1 pseudogene is annotated in these 323 nt (G+C 44.6%); it reads right to left on the bottom strand.

The window, feature by feature from the left end:
* Nucleotides 1–323, bottom strand: a pseudogene (locus tag A3739_RS29785) (HDOD domain-containing protein); the annotation flags it as partial.

Below are 323 nucleotides of genomic sequence, written 5' to 3'. Positions count from 1 at the left end.
CGTTTCATTAGTGTTTTCGACAAGGTATCTAAGCGAGTTCCTAGAACATTATTGGCGATAATGTTTCGCTCTTCTGTTGTAGTGCTAGCCTCAACCTTGCTCGCATATAAATTCCCTTCCGGATCACAAGACGATACGATAAGTAATTCGACTAACTGACTCAGCAGACAAGCTATGAACACCTCTTCACGCTCGGTTTCATTGAGTCGGGAACACAAAGCACGCGCTTGAAAAGAAGAATGAAGTCCCGTTACCAAACGGTCTGCCACCTGGTCACTCGCATTGTTCATCGAAAACAACTCAAGTACTTTTACGGCCAAGCA

Source organism: Oleiphilus sp. HI0067, from assembly GCF_001635735.1.
The sequence above is the reverse complement of the archived record's forward strand: the minus strand, read 5'-3'. Positions and strand labels throughout refer to the sequence as shown.